The organism is Paenibacillus sp. FSL R5-0912 (assembly GCF_000758605.1).
Taxonomy (GTDB): Bacteria; Bacillota; Bacilli; order Paenibacillales; family Paenibacillaceae; genus Paenibacillus_AQ.
On record NZ_CP009282.1, the window covers coordinates 1,738,680 to 1,764,145 of the forward strand.

Consider the following 25,466-nt stretch of genomic DNA (forward strand, 5'->3'; position numbering starts at 1 on the left):
ATATTTTTTAAATGGGGTTTTTGCTTGTTAATTTTGATATTCAAAGGAGAATTATAATGAAGCGCCTTGGCTGGAGCATTTTTATTTATTCCGCGCTGTTCGTGGTTGTCTTATTCCTGGCACTCAATGACTATTCACCAATCCTGATAGTAGGGGTAACTGTGGTAGCTGGCCTTATTGCTTTTATAACCCAATTCTATTATCCTGCAATTTTGGAAAAACGTGTGGACCGCATAGAGTCCTTTTTACGCAGCCAGAAAAACAAGCCTTCCGTTTATATTTATTATATTCTTGCGAACAGACTTGAGGATGAATCAAGAACGATTATGGAGCAGCTGATGAGCAAATATAAGCGGGTAACGGTACAGGCGACGTACAAGGCGGCGTATGGACTTTACCGCAAGGATATGGCTGCTGTTCAGGAAGCCGTGCCGTATATCCGCTATTCAGATTACCGGGCATATTACGAAACGGTTCTGCTGCTCCAGGACGGGAAGAGCGTTCAGGCGCGGGAACATCTTGAGTCAATCAGGAAGCAATGGATGAGATCAGCGCTGCTCGCGGAAATTGAACTCAAAGCAGGCAACAGCGAAACCGCTATCAAGTATGCCAGGGAAGCAGTAGACGCTTCGAGAGGCGTCCAACGTTATGTGTTACATAAGGAATACGAAAGAACGTTACCGCAAGCTGTTGAAGCCTTGAGTTATTAAATGCATACATTTATTGAGATCAAACCCAACTGGAAGTTACTATACAGATGCAAATGGTGATAGAAAAGCGAAAACGCATACTGTGTGTAGGAAATGCTTTAAAGCTTAATCGGACGGAAGTCTTCGAAAATCACAAATTAAATATAAAAAGAAAAAGAAAAAGTAAATCAATTCGATTTGGGATAAATCGTAATTGGTTTATTTTTTGAAGAGCAAGATCTATCGTAATTCCATTGGTATCGCTCGGAATTAGGAATATTTGTAATCTTCTGATTCAAACACAAAAGACCCGCAAGAAGGTCACTTTTTTCAAAGTGTCTTTCTTGCGGGTCACAGATCAAAGGACTATGCTTCTTTTAATTCACAGTCTCCAGTAATCTGGATACCATGGTTGCAAACTCTGCTCGGGTAATATCTTTTTCAGGCTTAAAGGTGCTGTCGGCGTATCCGGTAATAATCTTATTGGAGGCGAGGGCATCAATAGAAGCATAATACCATACATTTCTGTTAACATCTGCGAAGGATGTATTTCCGGTTCCTGTCAGCTTAAAGGCTCTAGTGATTAGTGCTGCTAATTCACCACGGCTAATCTTCTTGTCCGGACGGAAGCTTCCATCGCTGTATCCGTTCATCAAGCCTGATCCGGCCGCTGCACCAATGAACTTATTCGCCCAGTAAGCCCCAGATACATCTGTAAAGCTACTTGCTTGCCCTTCAAGTCCCATGTACGTTGCAATGACCTTGATGGCTTCAGCACGGGTTAATCCTGAATTTGGACGGAAGGTTCCATCGGAATAACCTGTTAGTAGTCCCTTAGCAATAAGCGCGTCAATGCTTGCTTTTGCCCAATGATTCGTTGTATCTGTAAAACTGACCACTTCCGGCTTAGGGGTTGGTGTTGCTGTTTCTGCAGGTGCTGTAGGAGCCGGTGTTGGTGTGGGCGTTGCTGTTACCGGGGGAGTTACGGTACCTCCTCCAGGACCTGGATTACTTGGTTCATTATCTACTGGATCAGGATTAGTAGGGTTTGAAACGTATTTAAGTGCTGGAGCAAATGCGGTAAGCAGTCTGGCTTGACTTTGTTGCTCAAGAGCATAGCCCATACCTAATACTTTTGCATCGTCCCATGCTCTGCCAACAAGCTGCATAGAGATAGAATATCCGCTGTCGTTCGTTCCTACAGGAACCACTACCGTAGGGAGACCCACGTTAGACGTTAATACCCCTGTGTTGCGGTCCGAACTTAATTGAGAGGCTGATGCGTCATTGTTATATACGTCACTAATGAAACCTGCATAAACAATAGCATCAACGCCATTCTCATCCATCCAGCCTTTGATAACTTCCTTATAGTCAGTTCTATACTTGATGTAATCTTGTACAGCCTGTTCCGTCATCCGCGTAGGCGCAGTATATGATCTCTGATTATAGATAAGCACCTTATCTGAAGCGAGTACACTTGCTCCATCCGCGTAAGGGAAGGCCTTATGAAGCTCGATATAGCGCGCCCAGCCTTCCGTAGATCCGTTAATGCCTTGAGGACGGGTAGGGGCTGCTGGCATTTTTGACATTTCAACCATTTCCGCTCCCGCAGCTTGCAGCTCAGAGAACTTATTCTTTACTGCCACTCCGGTATCATCATCTGCGTAGCTGGAGACAAAGGATTCGGGGATGTATCCGATTTTCTTTCCTTTCAATGCGCCGGCATCCAGCGACTCCTTCCAGTTCTCCGGACGTTTATGATCTGCATCAGCAGTTACGGTGAAAATATCCTGCGGGTCCGTACCCGTTGTAGCATTCAGCATAATAGCCAGGTCCGTTACGGTTTTGGCAATGGGTCCCGCATAATCCTGTCCCCAAGTGAGCGGGAGCACACCTGTCGTACTCGCCATGCCGTCTGTACCACGGAAGCTTTTTAGACTGGCGCCTGTTGTAGGTGCATAGAGAGATACCCCGGTCTGCGATCCCATTGCTGCTGCTGCAAAATCAGCTGCAATAGATACTGCCGATCCGCCGCTTGAGCCAAAGGATGTTTTGGATGGATATAGCGCATTCCATGTTTGCATCCAGCCGCTTTCACTAAAGCTTCCGCTATTAGCAAACTCCGAAGTATTTGTCTTACCAATAATTACAGCTCCAGCTTCTCTTAGCTTAGCGACCTGGAATGCATCAGAATCAGGCTTCCAGCCTTCAAGCGCCTTACTGCCGCCTGTAGTAGGCATATCCTTGGTATCATAAATATCTTTTATCGCAATTGGAATACCCAGCAAATCACCTTGAGCGCCTTGTGCACGGGCATCGTCAGCAGCTTTGGCTTGGGCTAGCGCAGTTTCAGATACATGCAGGAAGGCATGGAATCCTAATTGACCCTCATCGTACGCCTTGATTCTATCTAAATACGCTTGTGTAATTTGTACAGAAGTCGTTTTACCATTCGTCATATCCAGCTGCATTTCTGCAATTGATTTATTCGTGACATCATAGGGGGATGAAGTTACGAATGTTTTGGCTGCAGGAGCATCTGGAATAACCAGGCTATCTCCAGTATCAAGCCCCTCTATAGCAGAGATATCCCAGTTACTGATTGAACGGATTTGTGCATTGGTTAATCCAGATACATCCAGCTGACGATTGAGTCCATCCAGAATAGTAACCAGATTGTTCAGCCCTTCTTCGCCAGCTTCACCGACTTGTACAAAATGTACCAGGGATTTTGACTGACCCGGCTCGATATTTAAGGTGTTAATGAAACCGTAGAAATTCGCCTCATTTCCGGACCTGGCTAATGGTGTGGTAAATGGATTCTGCTGCTGATTGCCTAGTCCGGTTAATCCATTCTCAAATGGATGTGGAGATCCGACTGCAACACCTAGGGGTTTATTGTTTTTGGCACTGCTGTCGACAACAATCCATGAATCGTCTGCAGTCACCTCCAGATCATCGGAGTAAGTTGCCTTGACTACTGAAGCATTTGCCGCTGTTCCATACCCTAAAGAGCCGCCGAAAGATACATCAACCTTTACTGCCATATCATTCTTATTAGTAAATGTATCAAAGAATCTCGTTCTATTATTTATTGTATCAATATACACATCACGAGTGACTGTTACATTTCCTAGATTTACAGATTGAGTTGAAGTGAATCTATTCACGCCATCGTATTTCAGGTCAAACCCGCGCATCATTTGTCCATTCATCAGGGAAGCAGAAGGCGATGACACTTTAACAAAGATATTACCGAAGCCTTGTACTTGTGTAGTCCCAACGGTACGTAAGCTTCCTGTGTCTAAGCTAGGCGCAAAGACATCATGAATCTCCCATACTGTGCCGCTTGCTGAAGTAACCCGGGTTAAAGCATCAGCGGTCTGAAACGGAATGACACTCGAAGCGATAACAGATAACGCAATGGACGTAGCTATAAATTGCTTTTTACTCCAATTATTTTTTGCTGGTGAATATTCGGAGCGGGGGGAACCAGAATGATTTCTTTTAGTTTTACTTAGACGTTTTAGCTTATTCATTTCAGTAATCTCCTCTTCCTGTATGTATATTTATTAATATTTGTTAGGAAATATAACACCGTTATTCCTATCAGTCAATAAATATTAAAAATTTAATATATTTTCAGAGTTTTGATATAGAATAAACACTATATTTATTAAAATTTGTGATATATATGGTAACTATCAGATACATTAACTAACATAATGTGATATGTATGGTTCTGGATACCGATGCACCTCCGTTCGCTATAATAAACCCGGAAGGACTTGTCTCTGCATGATCCTATTGGGACAGACAAGGAAGGGAACGAGATTACGTTGATTAATACTCTCGGCTCAGAGGCAGACGATGTGATAAAGGAAGTGGATCTGAAGATTGAGAAGAGCAAGATCTACCGAAATCTCTATATTCTGGACGAGAGAGAAGGAAGTCGTGGTAGGGCAGTTTGGTTTGGATACATGCGGGGGAAGAGCGGACGCAACGGTAGATTGCGAAGGATATGGGGATATCGAGGAGTTATGTGTCGCGGATAGAGAAAAGCGGTGAGCAGATGATCTAAAGCTCAGACAATACAATATTTGAAATGGGATTTTTTTTGCTTGTTAATTATGATATTCAAAGGAGAATTAGTATGAAGCGTCTTCGCTGGAGAATCTTTATTTATTCCATGCTGTTCGTGGTTGTCTTATTCCTGGCACTCAATGACTATTCACCAATCCTGATAGTAGGGGTAACTGTGGTAGCTGGCCTTATTGCTTTTATAACTTTACTAAGCAACTTGTCTACGGATGAGTTGCTTTTATTATTTTATAGAACACAAAGCGAAATAAATAACCACTTACTCTCGGAAATCCCAAGCCTAAGTGGTTAATTGTGCTTGTGTACCTAAGAGCAGTAACCTTAAATTGCTTTGTTCAATGCCCCTTGATACTCATTCATTAAATTGTCGATAATCTGCTGTACGGACAAAATCTCTTTAATCTCATGAACTCTGGACCCGGCAAAAACCAATCCGTTCTTAACATCTCCTCTAAGGGAAGTGAGCAAGGATTCCATTGTACAGAAGCGATGTGAACAAACCTTTAGACAATCATAGCATTTGACTATCTTTAATCTGGCATCATTACTGATCCGGTCCGTAAATTCATTCCGAATCGCTCTGCCTTCTAGACCCACAGTAGATTTGATCAGGACGGTATCTCCTTGCTGAGCATCTACATACTTTTGCTTGAAGGCTAAGGGAGCATCACATTCATGGCTAGCCACAAAACGGGTACCCATTTGAACACCAGATGCGCCAAGCCGAAGGGCTTTTGCGATATCGTTCCCTGTCAGAATTCCACCCGCAGCAATAACCGGAATCGAAACGGCCTCTAAGACTTCAGGAAGGATATCAAACATGGATCTGTCTGTACCTAAATGTCCCCCGGCTTCGAACCCTTCCACAACGACTGCGGAGGCACCAAGTCTTTCGGAGATTCGGGCTAATTTGGCGGATGAAACAATAGTTACCACAGGAGTATCATATTCTCTACCCCAAGCATAAATATCTCTGGAAATTCCCGCTCCGGAAATAATGAAGTCAACCTTTTCCTCCAAAGCAACCTTCATTTTTTCGGCAAAGTCCTTCACTGCGAAGAGTACATTCACACCGATATAGCCAATCCCTTTAGAGAGTTCTCTTGTTTGGCGAATATGCATTCTCAGCTCTTCAGTAGTGATCCCTGTACCAGAGATGGTGCCGATCCCGCCTGCATTGGCTACAGCGGCGGCTAATCCACTTAAGGATATGCCCACGCCCATTCCACCTTGAATAACAGGAACTCTCGACTTAATATGTCCGAATTGGATTGTTGGAAGTTTCAATTACACACCTCTTTCGCAAGTTGTTGACAATATAAGACTCCTCTTGAGGAATAAGATATATCGTAACACAGTTAAGTCTTTCCCGGATGTGACTGTAAACATGCTCAAACTATGTTAAATGTCATGTCTTTCAACTGTTTTCTTTAAGATGTTGATATCAAGTGGGAGAGTGACATCATACATAATCCCATACCAGTAGGTAAGCAATAATAATTTGGACTTAGGAGAATCGTCATAGATCATGCGCAAGAAAAGGACATGCCTCTAAATGGTACAGATGATATGATGGAACTAAACCTGCATTGAAATGAATAAAGATAGGGCTGAGAAACGGAGTAGATCCTCAAGATGAGAAAAATGCTGATGGGCCTGATTATAGTGGGCCTCGGATGTTTTGCTATATTATTCGGCCTAGTGAAGGCCTCTGATCATAAAGCCCAGAACCCCGCTCCCGCCCGGCATGGTGTTCTAGATTTGAGTGCATGGGATTTTCAGGGAGAACAGGTGGTTTCGCTGGATGGACAGTGGGAATTTTATTGGGATCAGCTGCTCAGGCCGGGGGGAGCACCTTCTGTTTCCCCTGGATATATGCAGGTACCCGGTTTTTGGAAGCATGCGAATGAAAACGGGGACGTAAACAGCCAAGGAGCCGTTACCTACCGTCTAAAGGTTAAGCTTGAGCCTTCGGCAACGATGTATGGGCTTAGAATATCTAACATCCGCATGGCCAGCGAGATCTATGTGAACGGGAACAGGGTGGGCGGCAGCGGTAAGCCCGCGGAATCCGAAAGCCTGTATACGTATGAGAATAAACCGTTTAATGCTTTTTTTACGGTACAGGGAGATACGGCGGAGATCATCATCCATGCAGCGAATTATGAGAATTCGCAGGGCGGGATTCCTTATAGCCTTTATTTCGGGAGCGCCGGGGGAATTCTTAAGCTGAATACCCATACAACCATTCTTAATTTAATTCTGATTGTATCGCTCCTTATGCTCGGGTGCTATCAGCTTAGTGTGTTTATTATACGGAGAGAGGAAAGAGGACTTCTTTATTTCGGACTCAGCTGCATCATTATCGCCTGGTCTTTTGCCAGCAACGGTGACCGGATTCTGGTTGAGTATGTGAATCTGCCGCATGAGATTTATTATAAGATTCAAGCTGTATCGCTGTATCTCTCTCTGATCACGATGGTCATGTTTATTAAGACTATGTGTAAAAGCATGATTCCTGAGTGGTTAATTAATAGTGTTGTCGGTGTGACGGCATTGTATATCGGCTTTGTGCTGCTCACGCCGTTTCAATGGTATTCGCGTTTCAATGCGGCATTCAGCTATCTGCAGCTATTCATCTATGTCATCATTCTGGGGTTGATGCTTCATTCATACCTGAAGGGCAGGTATGGAGAATTCAGCAAACGGACACTGCTCCTCTTTATATTGGCCTTAGCCGGATATGTAATAGGGCTGTTCGATTACGGGTTGTATCTGAGCAGCCTGACGCCCAGTTACACCCTAGGATACTGCTCTATACTGATTTTTTGTTTTCTGGCCTCCTTCCTCCTGTCTTACCGGTATTCGGAAGCGTATAAGACGATAGAAGGAATGGCTGTAATGCTACAGCAGGCGGATAAGCAGAAAGACGAGTTCCTGCTGCATACCTCTCACGAATTCCAGACTCCGCTTCACGGAATTATTAATTTATCCCAATCCATGCTGGAGGCAGGAGCCGGAGCAGAAGCAGGAGAACTCAGCGCAAGTCATATCCAGAATCTGTCCCTGATCAGAGATACCTCCAGAAGGCTCTCGGGACTGGTTCATGACATTCTGGATCTGGAGAAAATCAAACGCAACGAGCTAAAGGTTCAACTAACCGGTGTGGATGTCCGTGTGTCCGTCTCCCTCGTGTTCGATTTATTCCAGGGTTTGATTACTGGTAAAAAAATCAGATTTGTTAATGCCGTACCGGAGCATCTGCCCCTCGTCTATGCGGATGAGAACCGGCTCAGGCAAATCCTCCACAATCTGGTCGGCAATGCGGTGAAATTTACTCATGAGGGTATGATTACGATTCATGCCCAGGTGATAGAGGGTCAGGTCAAAGTTGTGGTGGAGGATACCGGAGTGGGGATGAGCTTATCTGACCGGGAGGATATATTCCAGCCCTTTGAGCAAGCACATTCTCCCGAGGAGTACGGGGGAACAGGACTGGGGTTGTTTATCTGCAGGAAGCTGCTGCATTTGATGGATGGAACCATTAAGGTAGAATGGTCAGAGCCGGAGCAGGGGACGGGCATCGCTTTTACACTTCCGGTTGCCGAAGCAGTCCGGAATTCACTCCCGGATTACGAAGCAGCCAAGGAATCTGTCTCCATAAGCGAAGCATGGGGCATGGCGGAATTACCAGGCAGGGACAAGAGCACCTTCACGCTGCTGGCCGTTGACGATGAACCATCCAATCTTCAGGTCCTGTCCCGGGTTTTTGCCAATGAGCCTTATCAGGTCATCTGGGCGACCAACGGGCTGGAGGCCTTGGAAATGTTGAAGAAACGCTCTGATATCGACCTGGTTCTGCTCGATGTAATGATGCCTAGGATGTCGGGGGTTGAAGTCTGCACAGAGATCCGCGAGCAATATACCCTATTTGAGCTGCCTATTGTATTGCTGACGGCGCGTTACGGCAATAGCGATATTGCTGCCGGCTTCAAGGCAGGGGCGAATGATTATATCATCAAGCCGTTTGATGCTGCAGAGGTCAGGGCCAGAACGGAAACGCTCCTGAAGCTTAAGAAGTCAGTGGAAGACGCCTTGAAGGCAGAGGTGGATTTTCTCCAGTCGCAGATCAAACCGCATTTCTTGTTCAACTCGTTGAACTCGATTATTGCCTTATGCCGGACAGACGGCGCGCGTGCGGAGAAGCTGATTATGCATTTAAGCTATTACTTAAGAAGAAGCTTTGACCCGAAGCCTGACAGCTTTGTCCGGATCGAGGACGAATTACAGCTGGTCGATGCTTACGTGCAGATCGAGGAAGCCCGGTTTGAGGAGAGGCTTACGGTTGTATATGATGTGGACCCGCAGGTTCTGAAGCGAAAGATTTTGCCGCTGACGATACAGCCTTTGGTAGAGAACGCTATCCGGCATGGGGTAACGAAGAAAATGGAGGGAGGAACGGTCAGAATCTCCATTTCCCTGGACAAGGATACGGTTTATGTGGAAGTGTGGGATAACGGGGGCGGTATCAGTGAGACGGGGCTCCAAGCCTTATGGACGAGCGAGAGTGCTTCTTCCGAAAGACGGGGAGTTGGACTCGTGAATATTCAGCGAAGACTGAAGCATTTCTATGGAGAAGCATTACAGGTATCCAGTGAAGAAGGGGAATGGACAAGCGTTCGGTTTCATTTCGAAATTCAGCATTAGCGTAAGCTTTTAGAAGAGGGAAGGATCATTCATGAGAGTTGCAATTGTTGACGATGAACGGCTGGCGGTCCAGCGGCTTGTACAAATCCTGGAGTGCCCTAACGATGTCGAAGTGGTTGGGGCGTTTACCAAATATACAGACCTATTACATGACTTCACCTGTTTAAGACCTGATGCAGTCTTTCTGGATATTGATATGCCCGGAATGAACGGGCTGGAATTCGCTGCTCCACTCCGCATATAGAATGTTTCGGACATTTTCATGTTCACCATTCAAGTGGAACCGGGCCGGTAGACTTTCCGACCGCTAAGGCGGAGGAGCTGCTGGCTTTTCTGCTCATTCACAGGGATGATACGAATGTGTCAAAATGGGTCATTTGTGAGAGCTTATGGTCGGAGCATGATCCCCATAAGGCAGAGCAGAATTTACATACGACTGTATTCCGGATGAAAAAAACTTTGCTGGAAAGCGGACTCTCCATCAAGAAAAGCGGGCGGTTCAACGCCGACTTCCTGCTGCAAGGCTGTTTTCATATTTCCCAATATAACGTACGGTATTTTAAAATAGTGCAAGTGCAGAAAATCACAAAAGGAAGATTCCATTTCGCTGAGTTAACCTTAAACAAGGGTAGCCCGGACTCTGCAAAATATTGCAAGCCCGGCTACCCTTTTGTCGTATACTCAGCCCTTGGGTTCCCGCTTCTCCTTGTGATCCGGTGCAATACCGGGAGCCGACACCTCCGGATCATCACCCATCAGAGCACCCACAATTTCGTCCAGCTTGCCGGCGGTCCCTTTTTCATCGTTCAGGCTAGAATCGGCTTCAGGTATAGGGTGAACGCCCGGGCTGCGTCCGTCAAGCGGAGCCTCCTTATTGTCCTTCATCTGTCCATCTCCTTTTTGTATGCAGCGTCTGTGTTAGAATGCGTCAATAAAAGTCGTTCTATGTAACGATAACCGCCGCCCGGCGGGGTGAACCACCAAATCCTGCTTTTCCCGATTCACATCCTCCCCTTAAAAGCTTGTCACCTTCTTGGATTTATGAATATCTTCCGTACCGCTGTCTAAGGCAGTCTTATAATAAGAGCATTTATGATCGATGACTTCCATCGTTTTCTTCAGCTCCTCCATCTGTGCTTCTACGGAGGCTTTCCGCTCCAGGAACATGTCATATCTCTGCTGCAGGGTGGAATCTCCCTCAGAGCACCACTCAATGAAATGTTTGATTTCCTTAATCGGCATCCCTGATGATTTCAAACATTCAATTATTTTTAGAGCTTCCATATCCGCTTCCTTGAACACACGTCTTCCGCTGGAGGTCCTTTCGATAAAGGGCATCAGACCTTCCTTGTCATAGTAACGCAGAGTATGGGGTGTCATATTAAAATGTTCTGCAGCCTCAGTTATAGAGTATGTCTTCATCACGAATCTCCAGTCTCAATTATATTTTGTGCTTGACTTAGAGTTAACTTTAAGTAATATCATATGGTTTGTAAAGTTGGGCTTATGGATTCTACTATGAACAAGAAGAGAGGTTACACCATGATACAAGTTAATGCACGCGCTACATTCAGCCAGGAAGGCCCGTTCAAGCTAACGACCATTGAGCGCCGGGAGCTTCAGCCGCAGGATGTTCTGATTGAAATTAAATTCGCCGGGATCTGCCACTCGGACATTCATACCGCCCGCGGGGAGTGGGGTCCAGTCAAGTATCCGCTCGTTCCGGGCCATGAGATTGCCGGGATTGTCAGCCAGGTCGGTTCCGGAGTTACAAAGTATTCCGTTGGTGACCGGGTGGGAGTAGGTTGTATGGTTGACTCCTGTGGAGAGTGCAGTAGTTGCCATAAAGGCGAGGAGCAATATTGCCTGCATGGAAATACGGGTACCTATGGAGCTACCGACCGGTATGGTCACTATACACAGGGCGGGTATTCCACCCATATTGTGGTGACCGAAGACTTCGTGGTCCGGATTCCAGATGCTATTCCACTAGACGCCGCTGCCCCGCTGTTATGTGCCGGAATCACAACATATTCACCGCTTCGTCATTGGGGAGCCGCTCCAGGCAAAAATGTAGCTGTAGTGGGTCTTGGCGGACTTGGACACATGGCTGTGAAGATCGCTCATGCCATGGGGGCTGAGGTTACGGTTCTGTCACAGTCACTGAAGAAGAAGGAAGACGGTTTGCAACTAGGGGCGGATCATTATTATGCGACTAGCGATGCGGAGACATTCAAGCGGCTTGCCGGTTCGTTCGACCTGATCATAAATACGGTAAGCGCGCAGATTAATATCGATGCTTATCTATCTCTCCTGGCGCTGGATGGTACCTTAGTCAATGTCGGTGCGCCTGCTGATCCGCTGGCTGTTAATGCATTCTCGCTGATCGGCCACCGCCGTTCATTTGCCGGATCGATGATTGGCGGAATCCGTGAGACGCAGGAGATGCTTGATTTCTGCGCTGAACATAACATTGCCTCTGAGATCGAGGTTATCTCTGCCGACCAGATTGATGAAGCCTGGGAACGAGTACTCGCTTCTGATGTCCGTTACCGGTTTGTCATTGATATCAGTACGATGGGTAAGGAATAAGGGACGTATTGTTTAATAATATGTATCTTTTCTGCTTCAGTTAATCTAGCGGCTGTATCCTTGCTTAGCAAGGATGCAGCCGCTTTTTTTGTTGGGCGTGCCCAGAAAGTACGCATCTTCTAGCCGGTGAAAGTCCGGTCGCGGGAGGGGCTAAGCCCCCGTGTAGTGTGGACTAAAAACGCTATTGTAATCTGCATGCCCATGAATGACAAACATCGGAAAGCCGTATGAGGGAAAACCTCAAGTACGGTTTGATGAGGAGGGACAGGGTTAAATCCAGCCCTTTACTATAGTATAGGAAATTATGATATTCGTCTGTTGTGGATAACTAACTTTCAGAGTTGGACAGGCTAGATTTTTGTAAGAAGCGATTTGGAGCCTTCGACCTGGGTGCAATCTACTGCTTCGTACGCCTTGATTAGTGGGCTTAAGAGAACGAGAGTGGAGGTGGGCCTGAATGTATGCGAAAACAATCATGTCTTCCAAGGCACAACTCCAGCATGAAAATGAGCAGCGTGCGTTTATCGCAGGTTGTGCCATCCCATACTTTTAGTACCATGGTGAACACTACGCTACGGTTAATGGTGGTTTACCCCTGTGCGAAAACTGTAAGGATCGAACTCTGTGTACAACTCCTTGCTAGCTTCAAATCGCCCGTTTGGAGAACTGCGAACAGAAAAATGGTTAAGCTCGAGTTCATCCTCACCATGGAATTTAGGTTGGAGCTGATGATATGGAAGTCATGTATTCACGATGCGCCGGAATGGACGTCCATCAAGAAACCATCGTAGTATGCGTCCTCACGCCCGGTGAAGAGGATCAAGTCGAGAAGGAAACACGTACGTTTGGCACGATGACGAAACATTTGTTTGAGCTCTTAAAATGGCTTGAACACAAGGCGGTCACCCATATTGCCATGGAAAGCACGGGGGTGTATTGGAAGCCGGTGTATAACATCTTAGAAGGTTACTTTGATGTTACGGTGGCTAATGCACAACGAATCAAGAATGTCCCGGGCCGGAAAACGGATGTATGCGATGCCGAATGGATTGCGAAATTGCTTCGTGTAGGATTAATCGAGCGGAGTTTCATTCCTTCCGAGGATGTGCGGGAACTCCGTGATTTATGCCGGCTTCGTAAGAAACGCCTGGGCCAACTCACGGCGGAAAAGAATCGTATCCAGAAATACCTCGAATGCTCGAATGTGAAATTGGGAACGGTGGTTTCGGATGTATTTGGGGTGTCCGGCCGGAACCTGCTGGAAACCTTGATTACGAAAGGCTATGTCGATGCGGAGGATGTGGAGGAAAGTGTAAAAGGCAAACTTCGAAGCAAGAAGGAAGCCATTAGAGACTCCATGCTCGGCACGATTACTCGCCACCAAATGGATTTGATCCGCGACTGCTGGGACCACATCGAGTACCTGGAGAAGTCGCTCAGCCAGTTAGAAGAAAAAATCGATGCTCATCTAGAACCGTACCGGGAAGAATACGAGCTGCTTCAGACGATCCCCGGGGTGAGCGAGGCCACAGCAGCTGTTCTTATTGCAGAGATTGGAGTCAATATGGATCAATTCCCATCGTCCGATCATCTCTCTTCATGGGCAGGGTTGGCCCCCGGTAACCACGAAAGCGCTGGTAAAAAAAAAGTACAAAGAGTTTAAAAGGAAATTCACATACAAAAGTAGCATTATGCGAAGCGGCTTGGGCAATCGCTCGTACAAGAAACAACGGTTTATCCACAAAATTTTGGAAGATCGCCTCTCGGCGGGGAAAGAAGAAAGCTTGCATTGCGATGGCACGAACGATACTGGTCATAGCCTATAGCATGCTAAAAAACAAACAAGCTTACCTCGAAGGCGGACCCCAAAAACGAGCAAGTTAATTCGTGTTACCAACTCATTGATTGTCTAAACACGGACTCATGGAAATGGAGATCCCGGGCATTGTATTGCCCAAAAACAGAAATTCGTTCATTCGCCTGGTTACCTTTATTTTCACAGAAAAACCGAATACAATGGGCAGCGTGCAGGCAAGTGGGCCGAATGTATGCGAAAAACCGAATACAATGGGCAGCATGCAGGCAAGTGGGCCGAATGTATGCGAAAACAAACATGTCTTTCAAGGCACAACTCCAGCATGAAAATGAGCAGCGTGGCTAAAAAACAGAACATCGTCTTTTCATTTATTTAACATATTTTAACGGAAAACCGAACACAATTGGACTGGGTAAGCCACGTAAGCCAAATGTAATCGAAAAACCGAACACAATTGGACTGGGTGCACCGCGTAGGCCAAATGTAATCGAAAAACCGAACACAATTGGACTGGGTACGCCGCTTAAGCCGAATGTAATCGAAAAACCGAACACAATTGGACTGGGTGCGCCGCGTAGGCCAAATGTAATCGAAAAACCGAACACAATTGGACTGGGTGCACCGCGTAGGCCGTGCGTTTATCACAGTGCCAGACGTATTTTCACAGAAAACCGAATACAATGTGCTAATTGATAGGGTAGTTGAGCCACTTACGTTAAATAGGTCCGTCTGAAGGACGACGTGGTTCTGGTGCCAGCAATCCCACAGCATCCCCTCATTCCCGCTGGAGGCTGCTCCAAACAAAAATAGTCAGAATAGAGCAATTTGAGGTGCCCTTAAAATCTGCATAAGTTGCATAGCTCCAGCTTAATTCAATTGTTAGGGTGATTTTGTTCTGCGTTGAAGCAGCAGTATTCACAATGTCTTGGTCATAAACACACTGTAAGGATCTTCAATGTAATCCGCAAACGGGCTGCAGGTCTCAAATCCGAATCGCTCGTATAATTTCCGGGCCGCCTCGAAGCCTTCCGTCGATCCGGTTTCCAGACTCAGCCGCGCATAGCCCTGCGCTCTAGCTTCCTTAAGGATGTGGGCAAGCATTGCAGAGGCGACACCCTTTCTGAGGTGCCTGGCAGAAGTCCGCATGGATTTGATTTCACCATGATGGTCCCCAAGGTCTTTAAGCGCCCCGCAACCTAACAATTCGCTGTGTTCCCAGACACTCCAGAAGGTGATTTCCGGTGTCCGTAATTTGTCCAAATCCAGTGCATGTACACTTTCCGGCGGGGATTGCTCAAACATGCTCTGTAAATGCTCGCTGATCAATGCTATGATTTCAGTTCCAGTCAAATTATCGATTCTAATCTCCATGTTATTCACTCCTGAATGTAAGATGACGATTCATTCTGCATTTGTTTTTTGTGCCAAAAACGCCATAATGAAATAACGATATTCATTAGTATATATAGATTCATTATTGTTGTAAATACAACATTATTGGACGGACAGGTGATGAAGTGAAAGAGATACTTCGTGAGGTTGGAATGATTGCGAGGGCACTGGATTCTATAAGTAATATAGAATTCAAGGAATTAAATCTTACTAAGGGGCAGTATTTATATCTCATCCGTATCTATGAGAACCCGGGAATTATTCAGGAGAAGCTGTCCGAAATGATCAAGGTAGACCGGACAACTGCCGCACGTGCAGTGCAGAAGCTTGAAGTCCAAGGCTTCATTGAGAAGAAGGATGATGAATCAAACAAAAAAATAAACAGGCTGTTTACAACTGAAAAGGGTGAACAGGCTTACTCTTTTCTGAAGAGAGAAGGGGATCATACGGACAGGGTAGCCTTAGCCGGATTCTCCGGACAAGAATCAGAACTATTGTATCAGCTTCTGCAGAGAGTCCGGAAAAATATTGAGGTCGAATGGGAGTATGTGAAGAAGGGGAATAAAAGAGAGTACTAATTTATCCGCCCGAGGGGAATTGTAGAGATGAGAACTCTCAAATTCTAATCAGGATGAGGACAGAATTCATGAAGCAAACTTCCAGTAAAACCGGAGAAGACAAGAAGCTTAAATGGTGGCAGCTTAGTTTATTGGGCATAGCAGGGACTATAGGAACCGGATACTTTTTGGGCTCGGGACTGGCCATCTCCATTGGCGGTCCTGCTGTGCTGCTGGCCTACATTTTAGCGGCTGGCGGAACCTACGTTGTATTTGATGCGCTGGCAAGGATGACGGCGGAACATCCGGAGCAGGGCTCCTTCCGGTCCTATGCCAAGAAAGCCTTCGGCGGCTGGGCAGGGTTCGGAAGCGGCTGGGTATATTGGTTCTCGGAGCTGCTGATTATGGGAAGCCAACTCACAGCGTTATCCATCTTTTCGCGTTTTTGGTTTCCGGCCGTACCGATGTGGGTTTTTGCTGCCGGGTTTGCCGCAGTGAGCCTGTTGATTGTGTTTTTTGGGAATAAGGGATTTGACCGGGTTGAAAATATACTGGCTGTCATCAAAGTGGCGGCGATTCTAATGTTTCTTGTGATTGCTGCTGCGCTTCTGGCAGGCTGGATCGGCGGCGGGAAGTTCACACCGAAGGTACCCCTTGGGTATAAGGCATTGTTTCCGTCAGGGGGCATCGGACTTTGGTCTGCCTTTATTTTTGCTTTTTATGCTTACGGCGGCATTGAGGTGCTGGGGATTATGTCCTACAGGCTCAAGAAGCCTGAGGAGGCTCCAAAAGCGGGGAAGGTCATGCTGCTCGGTCTGGCTGGGGTGTATGTCCTGTCGATTGGACTTGCGGTGATCATGGTGCCGTTAAGCGCCTTCAACCCGAAAGAAAGTCCTTTTGTTCTCGCACTCCGCAGTGATCATCTGGCCTTTGTGCCGCATTTGTTTAACGGGGTGCTGATCATTGCCGGATTCTCTACGATGACAGCCTCGCTGTATGCCATTACCTCGATGATGATCACTCTTGCGCAGGAAGGCGATGCACCGAAGTTATTCTCGAAGAAATGGAAGGATAAATATCCGTTCTATGCCCTATGTCTGATTGCTGCCGGTCTGATAGGCGCTATCATGATGTCATTGTGGCTGCCGGGAAAAGTATATGAATACATTACCACGGCTGCGGGCCTCATGATCCTGTATAACTGGTCCTTTATCTTGCTCTCAGCCGGCCGGCTGCTTAAGCCCAGTTTTCTCAGCGGTGTGAAACGCTGGACAGGCCTGGTGCTGATTGCGGCTGCTGTAGCAGGGACACTGTTTCATACGCTCAGCCGCCCGGGCTTCTACATCAGTCTGCTGATTGTTTCACTGATTGCGCTGAGTGACTGGATGGTTCAACACTTTCGCGGCAAAAAAGGCGGTACCCGTGAATCCCATTCTCTGCAGGGCGGTCCTGAGTTCCAGATCACAGGGATCAGGCTGCGCAAAAACAAGATTTAATAATAAACGGTAAAGATGGATAAAGGACAGCCACCAAGAAGGCCCGCGAAAGCTCGCGGGCCTTCTATATATGTGGAGTGTGCTTTAAACTTAGGTGTATTAAATAATGCCGTAGGAACCACAATAAGCAGGATGTGATTACAAAGAAGGTGGTTCGCCATGAAAGGTTCAAAAGGAGCATTAATTGCACTTGCTTCCATTCCGTTAATCATGACACTTGGCAATTCCATGCTGTTGCCTATTCTGCCGCAGATCTCCAAAAAGCTTGGTATCACTGCTTTTCAGGTCAGTATGATCATCACGGTGTATGGCCTGATTGCGATCTTGATGATTCCGGTTGCCGGTTACTTATCGGATCGCTATGGGCGAAAAATCGTTATCTTACCCAGTCTTTTCCTTGCAGCCATAGGCGGAGCTATTTGTGTTGCCGCTGCCTGGTTCTTAACCGGAGTCACTGCTTACTGGGTCATCCTCGGAGGGCGTTTAGTCCAGGGGGTTGGAGCCGCAGGAGCCTTTCCGATCGTCCTTCCCTTTGTAGGCGATCTGTTCAAAGATGAGAAAGAGGTTAGTAAAGGATTGGGAATCATTGAGACCTCCAACACCTTCGGTAAAGTATTAAGTCCAATCCTTGGTGCTTATCTCGGGACATTGCTATGGTATGCACCCTTCATCGCGATTCCAGTCCTGTGTATGATTTCCTTTGCGCTTGTTGTATTTCTGGTGAAGAAACCCAAGTCGGAGGAGAAGGCCGAAAAGAAAAGCATTGGGCAATTCTTAACCGGCATCAAAGAAATCCTGCATGAAAGGGGCCGCTGGCTGTATGCCATATTTGCGATAGGCGGAATCTGTATGTTCGCAACCTTCGGCGTGCTATTCTATTTATCGGAGACGCTGGAGTCGGAGTATAACCTGCATGGGGCCTCCAAGGGGTTTGTACTGGCCATCCCCCTTGCACTTCTGTGTCTGGCCTCCTACGGAAGCGGCAAAATCATCGGCAAAAATAAGCTGTTAATGAAATGGATCGGTTTCGGAGGTATGGCGGTGCTTACTACAGCCATGCTGATCACAGGCTTTAGCCAGAATATATATTTCATGGTAGGCTTCTTAAGTTTAAGCGGAGTTGGGATTGGTGTGGTTCTGCCCTGCATGGATGCGCTGATTACGGAGGGAATAGACAAAGAGAACCGTGGAACAATCACTTCCTTATACAGCAGCATGAGGTTTATCGGGGTTGCGCTGGGCCCGCCGGTCGTGTCCCTTCTAATGAACCGGGGGCATTGGGTCTTATTTGGCACTATGGCAGCCGTAGGGGCAGCTGGCGGACTGTTGTCCTTTTTCGCTGTTACTCCAAGCAAAGGGGAGGCTGGAGGCGAGAACAATTTGAAGCAAACCAGCATGAAGCTTAAAAAAGGAAATCCGATGCGCCAGCGTGTCCGTTAGAGCGGTTGATATCAAATTTTATCAAATTTCTCCTGTACAAACTTCTCCAGCACCCTGAAATCCTCGGTAACACGCTTGAAGGGTAAAGCTCCCAGCACCTTATCCCGGTAGTCCTTATGGGCTGCAGCGGACAGACGGGAATCGAGGATACTGAGCACACCCAGGTCCGTTTCACTGCGGATCAGACGCCCGGTGCCCTGTCTCAACCGGAGCAGCATGTCCGGGACGAATACGTCTTTCAAGGGGTCCCCGGCCAAGGAGGCCTTATATTCATAGACCGGATCGGCAGGAACCGGGAAGGGGAGCCTGACCACAATTAACTGCGATAAATCGGAGCCTGCGATATTTACGCCCTCCCAGAATACCCCCGTACTCAGCAAAACGCCTTTACTGGCCCGGAATTCAGCGATTATCCCGTCCTGGGACGAGCCTTCCCTCTGCACATGCAGCGCCCAATTAAGCTTCTCGGCGCTTAGCTTCTTATGAATGTACTTCATATCCTCTTTTGCCGAAAAAAGCACCAGTGTCCGCCCGTCCGTCAAATTACAGAGTCTCAGCATCTCCTTGTACGCTGCTTCCAGATAGGCTTCCCGGTTGTTGTGGTTATAGTAGGGAACGTTCCTGGCAATGTACATCAGGGTGTGGTTATCGTAATCAAATGGTGAAGCCTGGCGCTCCATATAATCTCCCCGGTATCCGAGAGACTCTGTCAGATAAGCGTATTGTTCCTCCAGCGTATCTCCGGACTGGCACAGGGTTGCTGACGTTAAGATGACAGAGGTCTTCCCGTTAAACAAGCTGTGTTTCAGGAACTGGCTTATACCTTTGGGACAGATACTGACCGTGCTCTCCCCCCGCGTATGGCTTGCCCAGATCAGATAGTTGTCCTCCGCTCCGGCGAGTACAGCAAAGAGGTCGATAAGTCCGTTTATGGCTTCAAAAGCATTGTCAATCTCCCGCTCACGCCGGGAAGTGAAGACGGACAGGCTGAGACTGAACTCTTTCAATACCTGAATTCCCCGCTGCAGCGGGACTCCTGTAATCTCCGATACTTTGATCCGGTCATTGTCCTGCTTGGCTGTGTGCAGCAGATCCGCCTCTACCTGTCTGAAAATATCTCCGGCGCATCTTTTTATGAATTTATACTGTGCCATTAGCCCCTTATCTGCGGATTGCCTGAAAAGAATCTGTAGGGCGTCCTCCAGTATGCGGCAGGTTCCCCGGAAGGTGAATTCGAGCGTTCTTGCATCTCTGACCTTTGCTTCGAGATTATGCGCTTCATCTATTATGATCAGCGCCGGCCGTTCCGTAATTAAGCCCTTGGTTCCTTCCTTCTTCTTAATCAGGTCACGGATAAGCAGGTCCTGATTAACGATAATGAAATCCATGTCGCCGGGGCCGGCATTAATTTTGGCCCTCATCTCGTAGAACGAACAGGTGCTACGGTAATGGCATTGCTCAAATTTGCAATCATTCACACAAACACCGGACCACACCGCGTCGCTAACACCGCCCTCAATATCTGCCCGCTCATCGATCCCGTAATTCACAATACGTTCGGCAAGCGCAGACAGGGGGGAAGCGGCAGCATCCGGCTTGTATAGTTCAGCAGCCCTATACCGGCAGGCATATTGCCCCATCCCTTTCCCTACTACGGAGCGGACCGAAGTGAACCCGAGCCGGCTGCCGATGAACCGCAGATCTTTATGGATCTGTTCGGAGAGCTGGATGGAGGAGGTGGCAATAACGACCGGCTGCCGGGAGATCTGGTTAATGAGCAGGCCGGGTATAAGGTAGGCGAAAGACTTGCCGATGCCGACTCCGGCCTCAATCATCGCATTGCGGCTATGTACATAAGCATCCGCGATATCCAGAGACATATCCTGCTGGCCGAGCCTCTCTGTGAGGCCGATCCGGGGAAACCGGTCATACATCCGGAAGATGGCATTGACCAGAGCGGGTTCGATGTCCTTTTTCAGCTCCCGCTTCTGTAATTTATAGAGATCATTTAACCAGCTGATAACGACCGCCCCTTTTCTATAATCAATGATGTGCCTGTCCCGTATCTATTTGGGTGAGGTTGTTATTATCATAGATGAAGCGCTAACAGTCAAGGGTTAGAATGTAATTTAATGGATTTTGGACACCTTTAACCTTTTCAGATACACTACAAGAAGTAGATGTTTTGCACACTTGAAGGGCGATTATATTTCGGGTATTAACATATAATGGGACAAGAATCTAAGTCTGCGGACTTATACAGAACAGGAGAGATACAATGAGTGAGCGTCTGCCCTGTCAGACTCCGGGCTGTGAGGCGACCATTCTTCCTGCAACGGCGCATAAAACAGGTGGAATCTGCATGCCTTGTCATCAGAGGAAGCTTACGCTTGCGGAGAAGGCATATATTGAGCAAAACCGCAAAGAGGTTAATTTGTATGCCGGTGTAGGGGATTTGGTTGAAATTCTTAAAATCATGCACCAGCCGCGGAAATACAACCCTCTTATCCAAGAAGTACCCTATCCCAAGACCGCGAAGGAGCTCTATCATCAGCTGACGGAAAGCGGACGGGAGCGTCTGGTGGCTTACGCGGTTACCTTAATGGAGGAAGAGGATTTTGACCAGGCGGAAACCATTCTATTGTCGCTTACCTGTTATACAGACACCCGGATTGGGCGGGGGCTTGAGGTGTTTTTTCGCAAAGGCAAGTATTATCCTGCAATTCTCTATAAGGACGCAGGAGCCGTTATACGTGATCAGCTCATGGATCAAGTGGAACGCGATCCGGTAAATCGTAATCACTTGCTGCTGGCGCTGGCCTGGATTGGCGATGAAGAGGTGGCCCGGCTGTTTGCGAAATGGAGGCAGTCGCCGCCGGAGTGGGCCTCAGAGTTATACCAGTCTCCGGAAGCCTATGCTCACGAAGCGGGCTGGGAATTAGATGCCGGAGGCAGAAAGAGGCTGTTGTTTCACCCGGAAAGTTACCTTTTTAAAGTGTGCGGGGAAGACAATAAGGGAGTATCCCGGGATCTTTCAGCGGTGAAGACTTTACAGACAGGAGCCTATTCCTGCCCATGGTGCAGAAGTAAGTTGACAGTTATTTTTGATTACGACTTGCACAATTCATTAGTCCAGTTTATGGAGCTCTCCGGCCGATATTTGAGAATTGCCGCCTGTTTGCACTGTAATTGTTACGGCACCGTGTTTATGAAAGTGGATCTGGATGGCGGCTATGCATGGAGCGAATATAATACTGTTCCTGACTACTTGCCTGATAACGAAAGCGAGTTGGAAGAACCGGCATGGCATTGTATGCAGCTGTCGGAACAGCCGGCAGGCAGCTATGAAAATGCACATTGGATGCTTGAGGCGCCGGCATCACAAATCGGGGGACATCCGACCTGGATTCAGGATGCGGAATATCCCGCATGCCCATGCTGCTCGGAGACCATGGAATTTATCGCGCAGATGGATATGGAACAAGCAGAGGACAGCGAGGGAATCTATTATGCATTTCTGTGCAGGGATTGCCTGATCACAGCTGTGAATTATCAGCAGACATAGGCCTGCTTTTGTCACAGATAAGTTCCAGACAACATGTTACCATGGATGGAAAATAAACTGGCCGCGGGAGCTGCTATATGAGTTGTTTTTCCGTTCATCACAAGATGCATTATTCGCTGTATTCCTTTGCCGAACACAGTCCGGATCCGATTTACATTCTAGGCACTGATAAAAAGGTGAGTTACGCCAATTCAAACTTCGTCGAGCTATACGGCTGGACAATGGAGGAGCTGAACCAGTACGATTTCCCGCATGTCCCTATGGTGCTTAGGAACGAGCTTGCACAGATGTATGTTTTCATTGACCAGGGGCAGCGGCTGTTTGCCCTCGACACCTTTCGGATTAAACGGAACGGTGAGCTGATCAGTGTCAAAATAACCATCTCTCCTGTAAAAGATCTGGAAGGGCGCATTACGGCTTATGTATGTGTGCTGCGGGATGTAACGGAGATCAAATTCTCAGAGCTGAAATATTATAAACTTTTTAATGAAGCGAATGATCCTATCTTCATTTATGAACAGGATGAGGGGGGCAAACCCTCGAAGTTCCTGGATGTGAATGAAGCAGCCTGCCGGATGCTGGGCTATACACGCCGCGAACTGCTGGACAAGACTCCTTATTCCATCGCTGCGGAGGTGCTGGTGCCTGAGGTGGACAAGACGTTTGGGTGTATTCTTAGCGGAGAAGGGATGTTCGTCGAATGGGTTCAGGTAACGAAAGACGGCAAGGAGATCCCGGTGGAGATCAGTGCAAAGCCGTTTAAGCTGAATGGCCGGGAAATGGTAATTTCGATTACCCGTGACATGACAGAGCGAAAGAAAACCGAAGAGTTCCTGAGGTATAACGAGAGCTTGTCCATGATAGGTGAGTTGTCAGCAGGCATTGCACATGAAATCCGCAATCCGCTGACCAGTATCCGGGGGTTCGTCCAACTGCTCTATTCCCAGTCTAAGATGAATAAGGAGCTGCACGAGATAATTTTATCTGAAGTGGACAGGATTAATTCTATTATCAGCGAACTGCTGCTCCTGGGCAAGGAGATGCCGTCAGAAATGTCAGACTGTAATCTGGTCCAGCTGTTAAGCCAAGTAGTCGTACTGCTGAATGCCCAGGCGCATTTGACAGACAACGAAATTATTATGCACACGGACCTCGACAGACTGCTTCTTAGATGTGCGGACAACAAGCTGAAGCAGGTCTTTATCAATATGCTGAAAAATGCGATAGAAGCAAGTCCGCACGGAGCAGAAATTACCGTAGAGCTGAGCCGTGAGGGGAATATAGGAGTTATTCGCATCACGGATAATGGGCCAGGCATACCGGCAGAGCTTATTAGCCAGATCGGTTCGCCGTTCTTTACGACCAAACCGGGAGGCAATGGGCTTGGTGTTATGATCAGCAAGAAAATCATACATAATCACAAGGGGACTCTCCAATTCTTGACGAACCTGCCGGCAGGGACGATAGTTGAGATTATTCTGCCTGTGCTTTAATGATTAGAGTGTACATACATAGCATCCCCTAAGAGCAGGAGGTCAGGAAATAGACCTCACTGCTCTTTTGATTTTACTGACACCTTTGGTGATTCCAAACTGACGGAGATTCTCTAGATCTTTGAGCCGGAAGTTACACCGGGATTAACCCGGCTGACATGTTCAAGTATTCCGACGTTGACGATCCGGTCAAAGATCTGGCTCCTCCAAAGATATATTCAAAAAAAGTCCCTTCTTTTCTGGAAATATAGATTGATTAGACAAAACGCCGGGAAACATACATGTGACCGGCGACAAAGGCTGGGGAAAGTCGAGTTTCGTTATTTGAAATTAGGGGTATATAAGCTATATTTTCGAAATATAAACGTCAGCAAGCCACAAGTCGGAAAGTGAGGGTCCTCATGGATTTCCCAGTCAACATCCTTCTCGTAGACGATCACCCCGAAAACTTGCTTGCCATTGAGGCCCTTCTAAGCGGAGAACCCTACCATCTATTTCGGGCATATTCCGGGGTAGAGGCTTTGCGCTGTTTATTGGAAGAAGAATTTGCCGTCATCGTCATGGATGTGCAAATGCCGGGAATGGACGGGCTGGAGACGGCACGCCTCATCCGGACCCGGGAGAAAAACAATTACGTGCCTATCATCTTTGTGACTGCGACCAGCAATGCAATGGAGGATATCTTCGCAGGCCATTCAGTCGGAGCTATGGACTATATGACGAAGCCCTTCGTCCCGCAGCTGTTCAAATCCAAAATCGAAGGGTATGTCAGCATGTATGAAGCTAACAAAACCCTGCAGATCCAAAGCGACATGCTCAAGCAACAAGCGAAGCAGATGGAGAAAACGAATCAGGAGCTCAGAGAGGCCAAGGAAGCGGCGGAAATCGCATCCCGTGCGAAATCAGAATTTCTGGCCATGATGAGCCATGAAATTCGGACTCCGCTGAATGGAATCATAGGCATGTCTGATCTGCTGCTCACCTCCGATTTGCCGGAAGAATATGCTGAGATGGCGGGAATTATCCACACGAGCAGCAATGCACTGCTTTCGGTCATCAATCCTATTCTCGATTATTCCAAAATTGAATCCGGAAAGATGGAAGTGGAAGCGGCGCCGTTCTCCCTTCAGGACTGCCTGACTGAAACGATTGATTTGTTCACAGCCAAAACCAGGGAACGGAATCTGGAGATGGCTGTGACCGTAGATCCTTCGGTTCCGACTTATATAATGGGAGATATGACCCGCCTCCGTCAGGTATTGAATAATCTGGTGGGCAATGCAGTGAAATTCACCCATGAAGGCAGTATATACATAAGGGTTAACAAGCTGTCCGAAGAGGCGAATACGCTTACGCTTGAATTTATAATTAAAGATACGGGGATCGGAATTCCCCCGGATAAGATAAACGAACTGTTCCAGCCCTTCTCCCAGTTGGATGCCTCTACAACACGCAGGTTCGGAGGCACGGGGCTGGGATTATCGATCAGCAAATCTTTAGTTGAATTAATGGGCGGCAGCATCCGGGTAGAACCGTCGATTGAACCTGGCGCCACCTTTGTTTTTACCATTTCAGTCAAACAATTCCAAGTAAATAATGCATAAGGGGCAGGGTT

At 47.3% G+C, this 25,466-nt stretch carries 17 protein-coding genes and 2 pseudogenes; 12 read left to right on the forward strand and 7 right to left on the reverse strand.

The features are described from left to right. Positions 1-56 precede the first annotated feature (56 nt). Positions 57-710 (forward strand): hypothetical protein, encoded by a 654-nt coding sequence (locus R50912_RS07440; RefSeq protein ID WP_042233602.1) that lies wholly within the window; start codon positions 57-59, stop codon positions 708-710. A 356-nt stretch (positions 711-1,066) separates the two neighbouring features. On the opposite strand, the gene R50912_RS07445 is transcribed toward R50912_RS07440, so the two are convergent. After that, the gene (locus R50912_RS07445; protein ID WP_081956412.1) at positions 1,067-4,231 is read right to left on the reverse strand and encodes an amidase family protein; all 3,165 of its coding nucleotides are present in this window, start codon (positions 4,229-4,231) and stop codon (positions 1,067-1,069) included. Positions 4,232-4,468: 237 nt separating this feature from the next. Here R50912_RS07445 and R50912_RS07450 point away from each other — a divergent pair. Continuing rightward, positions 4,469-4,698 (forward strand): annotated as a pseudogene (locus tag R50912_RS07450) (RNA polymerase subunit sigma-70); the annotation flags it as partial. A gap of 416 nt (positions 4,699-5,114) precedes the next feature. Here the strand turns inward: R50912_RS07450 and R50912_RS07460 are convergent. Beyond that, positions 5,115-6,080: an NAD(P)H-dependent flavin oxidoreductase gene (locus R50912_RS07460; protein WP_042233606.1), complete on the reverse strand. Its 966-nt coding sequence runs from the start codon at positions 6,078-6,080 to the stop codon at positions 5,115-5,117. A gap of 348 nt (positions 6,081-6,428) precedes the next feature. On the opposite strand from R50912_RS07460, the gene R50912_RS07465 reads away from it, so the two are divergent. Beyond that, positions 6,429-9,500, forward strand: a complete 3,072-nt coding sequence (locus R50912_RS07465) for an ATP-binding protein (RefSeq protein ID WP_042233608.1) — start codon at positions 6,429-6,431, stop codon at positions 9,498-9,500. Between the two features lie 31 nt (positions 9,501-9,531). Next, complete coding sequence (locus R50912_RS07470) at positions 9,532-9,744, forward strand: LytR/AlgR family response regulator transcription factor (RefSeq protein ID WP_042233610.1); 213 nt, start codon at positions 9,532-9,534, stop codon at positions 9,742-9,744. A gap of 437 nt (positions 9,745-10,181) precedes the next feature. On the opposite strand, the gene R50912_RS07475 is transcribed toward R50912_RS07470, so the two are convergent. Both R50912_RS07475 and R50912_RS07480 read right to left on the reverse strand, forming a co-directional pair. After that, positions 10,182-10,385 (reverse strand): hypothetical protein, encoded by a 204-nt coding sequence (locus R50912_RS07475; RefSeq protein WP_042233612.1) that lies wholly within the window; start codon positions 10,383-10,385, stop codon positions 10,182-10,184. A gap of 129 nt (positions 10,386-10,514) precedes the next feature. Then, positions 10,515-10,922, reverse strand: a complete 408-nt coding sequence (locus R50912_RS07480; protein ID WP_042233614.1) for a MerR family transcriptional regulator — start codon at positions 10,920-10,922, stop codon at positions 10,515-10,517. A 120-nt stretch (positions 10,923-11,042) separates the two neighbouring features. Here R50912_RS07480 and R50912_RS07485 point away from each other — a divergent pair, with 120 nt between their 5' ends. Both R50912_RS07485 and R50912_RS07490 read left to right on the forward strand, forming a co-directional pair. Next, the gene (locus R50912_RS07485) at positions 11,043-12,092 is read left to right on the forward strand and encodes an NAD(P)-dependent alcohol dehydrogenase (protein WP_042233616.1); all 1,050 of its coding nucleotides are present in this window, start codon (positions 11,043-11,045) and stop codon (positions 12,090-12,092) included. A gap of 733 nt (positions 12,093-12,825) precedes the next feature. Next, positions 12,826-13,976, forward strand: a pseudogene (locus R50912_RS07490) (IS110 family transposase). Between the two features lie 300 nt (positions 13,977-14,276). On the opposite strand, the gene R50912_RS34825 reads toward R50912_RS07490, so the two are convergent. Beyond that, entirely contained in the window at positions 14,277-14,513 is a 237-nt protein-coding gene (locus tag R50912_RS34825) for a hypothetical protein (RefSeq protein WP_156122999.1), read from the reverse strand. Positions 14,514-14,823: 310 nt separating this feature from the next. Next, positions 14,824-15,279 carry a GNAT family N-acetyltransferase gene (locus R50912_RS07495; protein WP_042233618.1) on the reverse strand — a complete coding sequence of 152 codons (456 nt, stop codon included), beginning with the start codon at positions 15,277-15,279 and terminating at the stop codon, positions 14,824-14,826. Positions 15,280-15,425: 146 nt separating this feature from the next. Here R50912_RS07495 and R50912_RS07500 point away from each other — a divergent pair, with 146 nt between their 5' ends. The 3 genes from R50912_RS07500 to R50912_RS07510 all read left to right on the forward strand — a co-directional run bounded on the left by R50912_RS07500 (position 15,426) and on the right by R50912_RS07510 (position 18,793). Further along, positions 15,426-15,878 (forward strand): MarR family winged helix-turn-helix transcriptional regulator, encoded by a 453-nt coding sequence (locus tag R50912_RS07500; protein WP_042233619.1) that lies wholly within the window; start codon positions 15,426-15,428, stop codon positions 15,876-15,878. A gap of 68 nt (positions 15,879-15,946) precedes the next feature. Beyond that, positions 15,947-17,353 (forward strand): amino acid permease, encoded by a 1,407-nt coding sequence (locus tag R50912_RS07505; RefSeq protein ID WP_081956413.1) that lies wholly within the window; start codon positions 15,947-15,949, stop codon positions 17,351-17,353. A gap of 159 nt (positions 17,354-17,512) precedes the next feature. Continuing rightward, positions 17,513-18,793, forward strand: a complete 1,281-nt coding sequence (locus R50912_RS07510) for a bacillibactin exporter BcbE (protein WP_042233621.1) — start codon at positions 17,513-17,515, stop codon at positions 18,791-18,793. An 11-nt stretch (positions 18,794-18,804) separates the two neighbouring features. On the opposite strand, the gene R50912_RS07515 is transcribed toward R50912_RS07510, so the two are convergent. Next, positions 18,805-20,673: an ATP-dependent DNA helicase gene (locus tag R50912_RS07515; protein ID WP_231637799.1), complete on the reverse strand. Its 1,869-nt coding sequence runs from the start codon at positions 20,671-20,673 to the stop codon at positions 18,805-18,807. A gap of 398 nt (positions 20,674-21,071) precedes the next feature. Between R50912_RS07515 and R50912_RS07520 the strand changes: the two genes are divergently transcribed. The 3 genes from R50912_RS07520 to R50912_RS07530 all read left to right on the forward strand — a co-directional run bounded on the left by R50912_RS07520 (position 21,072) and on the right by R50912_RS07530 (position 25,455). Continuing rightward, positions 21,072-22,358 carry a hypothetical protein gene (locus R50912_RS07520; protein WP_042233625.1) on the forward strand — a complete coding sequence of 429 codons (1,287 nt, stop codon included), beginning with the start codon at positions 21,072-21,074 and terminating at the stop codon, positions 22,356-22,358. Positions 22,359-22,435: 77 nt separating this feature from the next. Continuing rightward, complete coding sequence (locus R50912_RS07525) at positions 22,436-23,851, forward strand: PAS domain-containing sensor histidine kinase (protein WP_081956414.1); 1,416 nt, start codon at positions 22,436-22,438, stop codon at positions 23,849-23,851. Between the two features lie 401 nt (positions 23,852-24,252). Beyond that, the gene (locus tag R50912_RS07530) at positions 24,253-25,455 is read left to right on the forward strand and encodes an ATP-binding protein (protein ID WP_042233629.1); all 1,203 of its coding nucleotides are present in this window, start codon (positions 24,253-24,255) and stop codon (positions 25,453-25,455) included. The last annotated feature ends 11 nt before the right edge of the window (positions 25,456-25,466 follow it).

What these genes read in the sequence shown, in the direction of transcription:
- R50912_RS07440 (WP_042233602.1), top strand. Translation starts at nt 57, where the DNA reads ATGAAGCGCCTTGGCTGGAGCATTTTTATTTATTCCGCGCTGTTCGTG.
- R50912_RS07510 (WP_042233621.1), top strand. Translation starts at nt 17,513, where the DNA reads ATGAAAGGTTCAAAAGGAGCATTAATTGCACTTGCTTCCATTCCGTTA.
- R50912_RS07475 (WP_042233612.1), bottom strand. Translation starts at nt 10,385, where the DNA reads ATGAAGGACAATAAGGAGGCTCCGCTTGACGGACGCAGCCCGGGCGTT.
- R50912_RS07515 (WP_231637799.1), bottom strand. Translation starts at nt 20,673, where the DNA reads ATGTCTCTGGATATCGCGGATGCTTATGTACATAGCCGCAATGCGATG.
- R50912_RS07505 (WP_081956413.1), top strand. Translation starts at nt 15,947, where the DNA reads ATGAAGCAAACTTCCAGTAAAACCGGAGAAGACAAGAAGCTTAAATGG.
- R50912_RS07470 (WP_042233610.1), top strand. Translation starts at nt 9,532, where the DNA reads ATGAGAGTTGCAATTGTTGACGATGAACGGCTGGCGGTCCAGCGGCTT.
- R50912_RS07480 (WP_042233614.1), bottom strand. Translation starts at nt 10,922, where the DNA reads ATGAAGACATACTCTATAACTGAGGCTGCAGAACATTTTAATATGACA.
- R50912_RS07485 (WP_042233616.1), top strand. Translation starts at nt 11,043, where the DNA reads ATGATACAAGTTAATGCACGCGCTACATTCAGCCAGGAAGGCCCGTTC.
- R50912_RS07465 (WP_042233608.1), top strand. Translation starts at nt 6,429, where the DNA reads ATGAGAAAAATGCTGATGGGCCTGATTATAGTGGGCCTCGGATGTTTT.
- R50912_RS07520 (WP_042233625.1), top strand. Translation starts at nt 21,072, where the DNA reads ATGAGTGAGCGTCTGCCCTGTCAGACTCCGGGCTGTGAGGCGACCATT.
- R50912_RS07525 (WP_081956414.1), top strand. Translation starts at nt 22,436, where the DNA reads ATGAGTTGTTTTTCCGTTCATCACAAGATGCATTATTCGCTGTATTCC.
- R50912_RS07530 (WP_042233629.1), top strand. Translation starts at nt 24,253, where the DNA reads ATGGATTTCCCAGTCAACATCCTTCTCGTAGACGATCACCCCGAAAAC.
- R50912_RS07495 (WP_042233618.1), bottom strand. Translation starts at nt 15,279, where the DNA reads ATGGAGATTAGAATCGATAATTTGACTGGAACTGAAATCATAGCATTG.
- R50912_RS07445 (WP_081956412.1), bottom strand. Translation starts at nt 4,231, where the DNA reads ATGAATAAGCTAAAACGTCTAAGTAAAACTAAAAGAAATCATTCTGGT.